Annotated in this window: 13 protein-coding genes and 1 pseudogene; all 14 read left to right on the top strand. The window is 54.9% G+C overall.

What is annotated here, in order from left to right; translation table 11 throughout:
• The first annotated feature begins 55 nt into the window (after window positions 1-55).
• Complete coding sequence (rpsJ, locus tag SMC1_RS05760; protein WP_119085833.1) at window positions 56-364, top strand: 30S ribosomal protein S10; 309 nt, start codon at window positions 56-58, stop codon at window positions 362-364.
• Window positions 365-377: 13 nt separating this feature from the next.
• Window positions 378-983: a 50S ribosomal protein L3 gene (gene rplC / locus SMC1_RS05755; RefSeq protein ID WP_119085832.1), complete on the top strand. Its 606-nt coding sequence runs from the start codon at window positions 378-380 to the stop codon at window positions 981-983.
• A gap of 11 nt (window positions 984-994) precedes the next feature.
• Window positions 995-1618: a 50S ribosomal protein L4 gene (gene rplD, locus SMC1_RS05750; RefSeq protein WP_119085831.1), complete on the top strand. Its 624-nt coding sequence runs from the start codon at window positions 995-997 to the stop codon at window positions 1616-1618.
• Window positions 1615-1896, top strand: coding sequence for a 50S ribosomal protein L23 (gene rplW, locus SMC1_RS05745; RefSeq protein ID WP_119085830.1), 282 nt, complete (start codon window positions 1615-1617; stop codon window positions 1894-1896). Before rplD ends, rplW begins: the two co-directional genes overlap by 4 nt.
• Before the next feature lie 11 nt (window positions 1897-1907).
• A complete protein-coding gene (gene rplB, locus SMC1_RS05740) occupies window positions 1908-2738 on the top strand; it encodes a 50S ribosomal protein L2 (RefSeq protein ID WP_119085829.1) in 831 nt (276 codons plus the stop codon).
• A gap of 10 nt (window positions 2739-2748) precedes the next feature.
• Window positions 2749-3033: a 30S ribosomal protein S19 gene (gene rpsS / locus SMC1_RS05735; RefSeq protein WP_119085828.1), complete on the top strand. Its 285-nt coding sequence runs from the start codon at window positions 2749-2751 to the stop codon at window positions 3031-3033.
• A gap of 7 nt (window positions 3034-3040) precedes the next feature.
• Window positions 3041-3382: a 50S ribosomal protein L22 gene (rplV, locus tag SMC1_RS05730; protein ID WP_119085827.1), complete on the top strand. Its 342-nt coding sequence runs from the start codon at window positions 3041-3043 to the stop codon at window positions 3380-3382.
• A pseudogene (gene rpsC, locus SMC1_RS05725) lies at window positions 3383-4049 on the top strand (30S ribosomal protein S3).
• A 16-nt stretch (window positions 4050-4065) separates the two neighbouring features.
• A complete protein-coding gene (gene rplP / locus SMC1_RS05720; protein ID WP_119085826.1) occupies window positions 4066-4476 on the top strand; it encodes a 50S ribosomal protein L16 in 411 nt (136 codons plus the stop codon).
• On the top strand, window positions 4476-4694 hold the full coding sequence (gene rpmC, locus SMC1_RS05715) for a 50S ribosomal protein L29 (protein ID WP_119085825.1): 219 nt from the start codon (window positions 4476-4478) through the stop codon (window positions 4692-4694). The genes rplP and rpmC overlap by 1 nt, the downstream gene beginning before the upstream one ends.
• Window positions 4694-4966, top strand: a complete 273-nt coding sequence (rpsQ, locus tag SMC1_RS05710; protein ID WP_119085824.1) for a 30S ribosomal protein S17 — start codon at window positions 4694-4696, stop codon at window positions 4964-4966. The genes rpmC and rpsQ overlap by 1 nt, the downstream gene beginning before the upstream one ends.
• Entirely contained in the window at window positions 4959-5327 is a 369-nt protein-coding gene (gene rplN / locus SMC1_RS05705) for a 50S ribosomal protein L14 (RefSeq protein WP_119085823.1), read from the top strand. Before rpsQ ends, rplN begins: the two co-directional genes overlap by 8 nt.
• Before the next feature lie 9 nt (window positions 5328-5336).
• On the top strand, window positions 5337-5675 hold the full coding sequence (gene rplX, locus SMC1_RS05700) for a 50S ribosomal protein L24 (protein ID WP_119085822.1): 339 nt from the start codon (window positions 5337-5339) through the stop codon (window positions 5673-5675).
• 11 nt (window positions 5676-5686) lie between these two features.
• A partial coding sequence (rplE, locus tag SMC1_RS10590) for a 50S ribosomal protein L5 (protein WP_119085821.1) occupies window positions 5687-6308 on the top strand: 622 nt, incomplete at its 3' end.

Here is a 6308-nt window from a genome sequence, read left to right as displayed (position 1 = left end):
GCGTCGTCACCAAGATTCTGGAGTAGTCGGGCAGTCATTCATCTAAGGAGTTACTATGGCGAAGCAGAAAGTTCGTATAAGGCTAAGAGCGTATGATCACAGAACGCTCGACATTTGGGCTGGGAAGATCGTCGAGATCATCCAGCAGGCGGGGGCTCGCGTTTCGGGACCGATTCCGCTTCCGACCGAGAAGAGCATATTCACGGTGCTCAGGTCGCCACATGTGGACAAGAAGTCGCGTGAACAGTTTGAGATGCGTATTCACAAGAGGCTGATCGAGATAACCAATCCCACTCCAGAGGTAACCAAGGCACTCATGGGCCTTGACCTGCCGCAGGGTGTGGATATCGAGATTAAGCTGTAGGCTGGTGGCTGAGATGAGCAAGGGAATAATCGGCAAGAAGATCGGTATGACCAGTGTGTTTCATGAGGACAAGTTCGTCCCCGCGACGGTCATACAGGCCGGTCCATGTTTCATCGTCGACGTGCTCACCAAAGAGCGCAACGGCTATGAGGGGGTTAAGCTTGGTTACGGAGAGGCGCGAGCGTCCCTGATCAACAAGCCGGAGACAGGCGTCTGCAAGAAGGCTGGTGTACCGACGTTGAGGCATCTGAAGGAGTTCCGTGGCATGGAAGGTTCAGTGGGCCAGAAGGTCGATGTCAGTGTACTCGACGGGCTCAAAGTGCTCACCATTACCGCTGTCTCCAAGGGCAAGGGATATCAGGGTCCCGTTAAGCGGTGGCACTTCGCGGGCTGGTTCAAGAGCCACGGGTCGAAGGGACTTCGTCGCGTGGGCGCCATCGGGTGCCGTCTGACGCCTGGCCGCGTTTTCAAGAATCACAAGATGGCCGGTCACATGGGCTGCCACGTGACGACTGTCACAGGAATCAGGGTGATCGCAGTCGACGTTGAGAAGAACCTGCTTGTGGTCAAGGGCAGTATTCCTGGCGGAGACAACGCGCTCCTGACGATCAGGGCTTGAGAGGTAGAGACATGAGCACTGTGAAGATGATTGATGTGACTGGCGCCGATGCTGGTGAAGTTGAACTCGCCGAAGGACTCTTTGGTAGCAGCATCAGTGAGACGGCCATGTATATGGGTGTCAAGAAGTTCTTGGCTGGGCTGCGCCGCGGGACTGCAAACACCAAGGGTCGCAGTGAGATCAACAAGACCAAGAAGAAGGTCTGGAAACAGAAGGGTACCGGGCATGCGCGTCAGGGCAACAAGCGTGCGCCCCAGTGGAAGGGTGGAGGCGTTGTCTTCGGTCCCAAGGCCAGAGACTTCACACTTGACCTGAACAAGTCGACCAGACGTAGCGCCATCCTTAGTTCACTGGCCCAGCGGGCCGGCGAGAATGCGATTGTGGTTTTGCGCGGGCTCAAGCTCGAGCAGCCCAAGACGAAGGCGCTCTTGACGGCGCTGAAGGCAGCGGCCATTCCTGAGAATGCGTTGCTTGTCTTTGCTGAGGAAAATGGTGAAGTTGTTCTTTCCGGCCTCAACCTGCCTCGGCTTGGCCTGCTTCATTTCTCGGAGTTGAACGCATATGATGTGCTCCTGCATTCCACGGTTGTTTTCACCGAAGAGGCTCTGAAGGGCGCCGAGGAGGTGTATGCATGAGCAAAGAGATCCTGCTGTACCCCATCGTAACCGAGAAGAGCATGAGCATGACCGAAGAGGGCAGATACGACTTCATCGTCGTCAAGAACTCCACCAAGTTGGAGATCAAGGACGCCGTTGAGAAGATGTTCAACGTGAAAGTTGCTTGGGTTAACGTCCTTAGGACTCACGGTAAGAAGAGGATGCGGAAGGCTTCGATCGGCATGACGCCTTCGAAGAAGAAGGCCGTTGTCGCTCTAATGCCTGGGTTTAAAATCGACGTTATAACTAACGTTTAAGAGGGTGCCCCATGAGTATTGTGAGATCATATAAACCAACGTCTCCGGGAATTCGTTCCAGGAAAACGCTCATTCACACCGAGGTCACCCGGGACGTTCCTGAGAAGTCCCTGACCTTTGGCTTGCGCAAGAAGGCCGGGCGAAACAACACGGGCAAGATCATGGTTCGTCACCAGGGTTCTGGTGTCCGTCAGCTCTATCGTGTTGTTGACTTTGCGCGTGACGTGGACAACGTTCCGGGCAAAGTAGCCGAGATCGAATATGACCCGAACCGCTCTGCCCTCATTGCTCTTGTGCAGTACGCCAACGGCAAGAAGACGTACATCCTTCTGCCGGAGGGCCTGAAAGTCGGCGAGACCATCATGTCCGGTGACAACGTCGAGATTCGGGCAGGCAACAACACCAAGCTTGCCAAAATGCCGTTGGGAACGACCATTCACAACATTGAACTGTTCCCCGGCAAGTCCGCTCACGTAGCGCGTGCCGCTGGCGCCTCAGCTCAGCTTCTGGCCAAGGAGGCCGGTTGGGCACAGGTCCGCATGCCATCCGGCGAGATCCGGAAGTTCTCCCTGGACTGCAGAGCCACTATTGGACAGGTTGGCAATCTTGATCACAACAAGGAAGTCCTCGGCAAGGCTGGCAATTCCCGTCACCGGGGCATTCGTCCGACGGTGCGTGGTGTTGCCATGAACCCCGTCGACCACCCGCATGGTGGTGGTGAAGGCAAGTCTCCTGTCGGACATCCTGGACCTCTTACTCCTTGGGGCAAGCCGACTCTCGGCTACAAAACCCGCAAGAAGAAGAACCAGTCCGACAAGTATATTTTGAAGCGTATAAACTAGGAGAACGCCGATGAGCGATACGAAGACCAACAAGGGCTTTGTCGAGGAACGTCTGCTCGGCAGGATCCTCGAAATGAACCGAAAAGGTGAGAAGAAGCTCGTCAAGACATGGAGCCGTCGTTCTTACGTGGTCGAGGAGATGGTGGGACATACGATTGCCATCCATAATGGCAAGACCCATGTTCCCGTCTACATCTCGAAGGCCATGGTTGGGCACAGGCTCGGTGAGTTCGCCCTCACCCGCAACTTCCATGGTCACACTGTTCCAACAGCGCGCACGAGCGCATTGAGGTAGGTGCAAAATGGAAGCATTTGCGAAACTTGAGCACATTCGGCTTTCTCCTTTCAAGACACGCCTGGTGGCTGACCTTATCAGGGGAAAGAATATCGACCAGGCGGTTGCCATTCTCGACTCGCTGCCCAATCGGCCTGCCGTTACCATCAAGAAGGTTATGCTGTCTGCCGCTGCCAATGCCGAGAACAATTTCAAGATGAACCGTGACACGCTGTATGTGTCCAAGATTCTCATCGACGGACAGGGTGGAGTCAAGAGAGTCTCCCCGAGAGGCATGGGTCGTGCGGATATCATCCGCAAGCCCCTCTCCCGGATCTATATCTGCGTAGCTGAGAAAGAGGAGGCTTAGGTGGGCCAGAAAGTACATCCGTATGGATTCAGGCTTGGCATTACCCAGGACTGGGAATCCAAGTGGTTTGCTTCGAAGAAGAACTACAGCGAACTCGTTCTGGAGGATTATCACATTCGCAAGGAGATCGGCAAGATTGAGCGCGACTTTGCCATCTCCGAGATCGAGATTCTGAGGAAGGGTTTCAATGTCACTGTGCGCTTGCACAGCGCGCGTCCTGGTGCCCTTATCGGCCGGAACAAGGCCGAACTTGAGAAGATCGAGGCGAACCTCAAGAAGTTGCTCACAAACAAGCAGGAAGTCCTGCACGTTGATGTCAAGGAGATTAAGCATCCTGATCTCGACGCCAAGATTCTGGCACAGAGCATTGTTGCAGATATCGAGAAGCGTGTCTCATACAAGCGCGCGATGAAGCAGGTCATCAAGCGTGCAATGAGAGCTCGCGCAGGCGGTATCAAGGTTCAGTGCAGTGGCCGTCTCGGCGGAGCCGAGATCGCTCGCACCGAGTGGTATCGTGAAGGGCGCGTGCCGCTTCAGACCTTGAAGGCTGACGTAACCTACTCCTATGAGCCNNGCTCTCATCAAGTTCGGCCGTATCGGAGTCAAGGTGTGGCTCTACAAGGGAGATGCACCCAAGAGGGTCTTCTTCAGTGAGGACGTAGACTGAGCAAGGAGAGGTCATCATGCTATTACCTGTGAGAACCAAGTTTAGAAAGATGCACCGTGGAAGGATGCGCGGCATGGCCACTCGTGGCGCCGAATTGTCGTTCGGCGAATTCGGGCTGCAGGCCATGGAGTGCTCCCTGGTGACGGACCGTCAGATCGAGGCAGCTCGTCTGTCTCTGGTTTCGGCCATTCACAAGAAGGGAAAGATGTGGATTCGTATCTTCCCCGATAAGCCTATTACGAAGAAACCGGCGGAAACCCGTATGGGTTCAGGCAAGGGAGACGTTGATCATTGGGCTGCGGTCATCAAGCCCGGGAGAATCCTCTTTGAAATGTCCGGTATCACCGAAGAAGAGGCTCGCCGAGTCACTAGACTGGCTTCCTTCAAGTTGCCCGTCAGGACACGCTTCTTATCAAGGGGGAGCTAATGAGGATCAACAAAGTGAGAGACATGTCGGACGCTGAACTCAAAGTGAACATGGAGAACCTTCGTCGAGAACTGTTCAACTTGAGATTTCAGCTTGCGACGCGCCAGCTCAAGAACACGGCTCGCGTGAAGGAAGTCCGTCATGATATTGCCAAGATCCTGACGGTCGAGCACGAGCGCATTATGGGTCTCGCGTCGAAGAAGCAGGAGGTCAAGTAATGGCTGCAGAGATTATTGTTGAGAAGGGAATAGTACTCAAGGCACAGGAAGGGCGCGTCGTCGTCGGGGTCAAACGCATGGTTCGGGGCAGCTTCGGCCGCATCACTGTGCGTACAACCAAGCTGTATGCCGACGACAGCAGGCGTATTTCCTCTGTTGGCGACACGGTTGTGGTCAGGTTTACCCACCCGATTTCTAGCTCCAAGCGTTGGAGGCTTGTCGAGGTTGTGACCAAGGTGGGAACGGCTGTCGGGGGGGCGCAGAATGCTTAGACCCTACAGTCATATGATCGTTGCCGACAACTCTGGCGCGAAAGAAGTCAGAATCATCACGGTCCTCACAAACAACAAGCACCAGGTGGGGCATGTTGGTGACAAGTGCGTGGTTACTGTGAAGAAGGCCGCTCCAAACGCAGCAGTCATCAAGGGCGCGGTCGTCAAGTGTGTTATCGTAAGGACGAAGAGGGAAATTCGTCGGCCTGATGGCAGTCTGGTACGTTTCGACCAGAATGCTGCCGTTCTTATCGACGACGATGGCAACCCGAAGGGGACGCGTATTTTTGGACCGGTCTGCCGGGAGCTGCGTGACAAGGGCTATCTCAAGATTGCCTCGCTCGCACCGGAAGTTGTGTAGGAGTTGACCATGAAGGGTACTGTAAAGTTCTTGAATATCAGGAAAGGCGATACAGTCGTCGTTCTTTCAGGCAAGGACAAGGGCAACAAGGGCAAGGTCATCAAGACGGTCCCGACTGCCGGCAAGGTGCTGGTTGAAGGCATTAACATGGTTTCCAAGAGCCTTCGCCCCACGCAGGAGATGCCGCAGGGCAAGATTGCCAAGCGCGAAGCCCCGATTCTTGCCAGCAAAGTTATGCTTATCTGCCCAAGCTGCCACCAGCCGACCAGGGTCGCGCATCGCCTTGTCGAGGGCGACAAGTCCGTTCGCTTGTGCAGAGTCTGCAACGAGACGATCGATAAGGTGTAAGGAGGCGCGCTATGGCAGCCAAGGAAACGACGAAGAAAGCAACAACTGCAGCAGTCCCTGCCAAGAAGGAGAAGGCGCCGGCTAAGAGCAAGGTTCTGGCGAAGCGCGAGCTTACCAGCTTCTCGGATGCTTACAGGGTGAAGTACGAGGATGATGTCCGCAAGGGCCTTCAGAAGCACTTTGGTTACACCAACGTTATGCGCATTCCGCGCATCGCGAAGATCACGATCAACCGTGGTATTGGTGAGGCGACCGAAAACCCCAAGGTTATCGACAGTAGTGTCGAGGAGATCGGGTTGATCTCCGGGCAGAAGCCCATCGTCACCTTGGCGAAGAAGTCTATCGCGACGTTTAAGATTCGGAAGAACGCCCCTGTGGGTGTCGCCGTTACGCTGAGAGGTGTTCGGATGTATGCCTTCCTGGAGAAGCTCGTTACGGTGGTTTTTGAACGTATCAGAGACTTCAAGGGACTCTCTCCCAAGTCTTTCGACGGTCGCGGCAACTTTACCTTTGCGCTCAAGGAACAGCTCGTGTTCCCCGAGATCTCTTACGACAAGGTGGACAAGGCCCGTGGAATGAGCATCACCATTACCACGACCGCACAGACTGACGAAGAGTGCAAGGCCTTGCTTG

It is taken from the genome of Candidatus Cryosericum septentrionale, assembly GCF_003570995.1.
Classification (GTDB): domain Bacteria; phylum Caldisericota; class Caldisericia; order Cryosericales; family Cryosericaceae; genus Cryosericum; species Cryosericum septentrionale.
The sequence above is the reverse complement of the archived record's forward strand: the minus strand, read 5'-3'. Positions and strand labels throughout refer to the sequence as shown.

Excerpts from the sequence above, each read along its gene's own strand:
- rpmC (WP_119085825.1), top strand. The coding sequence starts at position 4,476 with ATGAGGATCAACAAAGTGAGAGACATGTCGGACGCTGAACTCAAAGTG.
- rplN (WP_119085823.1), top strand. The coding sequence starts at position 4,959 with ATGCTTAGACCCTACAGTCATATGATCGTTGCCGACAACTCTGGCGCG.
- rplC (WP_119085832.1), top strand. The coding sequence starts at position 378 with ATGAGCAAGGGAATAATCGGCAAGAAGATCGGTATGACCAGTGTGTTT.
- rplB (WP_119085829.1), top strand. The coding sequence starts at position 1,908 with ATGAGTATTGTGAGATCATATAAACCAACGTCTCCGGGAATTCGTTCC.
- rplV (WP_119085827.1), top strand. The coding sequence starts at position 3,041 with ATGGAAGCATTTGCGAAACTTGAGCACATTCGGCTTTCTCCTTTCAAG.
- rpsJ (WP_119085833.1), top strand. The coding sequence starts at position 56 with ATGGCGAAGCAGAAAGTTCGTATAAGGCTAAGAGCGTATGATCACAGA.
- rplD (WP_119085831.1), top strand. The coding sequence starts at position 995 with ATGAGCACTGTGAAGATGATTGATGTGACTGGCGCCGATGCTGGTGAA.
- rpsS (WP_119085828.1), top strand. The coding sequence starts at position 2,749 with ATGAGCGATACGAAGACCAACAAGGGCTTTGTCGAGGAACGTCTGCTC.
- rplW (WP_119085830.1), top strand. The coding sequence starts at position 1,615 with ATGAGCAAAGAGATCCTGCTGTACCCCATCGTAACCGAGAAGAGCATG.
- rplP (WP_119085826.1), top strand. The coding sequence starts at position 4,066 with ATGCTATTACCTGTGAGAACCAAGTTTAGAAAGATGCACCGTGGAAGG.
- rpsQ (WP_119085824.1), top strand. The coding sequence starts at position 4,694 with ATGGCTGCAGAGATTATTGTTGAGAAGGGAATAGTACTCAAGGCACAG.
- rplX (WP_119085822.1), top strand. The coding sequence starts at position 5,337 with ATGAAGGGTACTGTAAAGTTCTTGAATATCAGGAAAGGCGATACAGTC.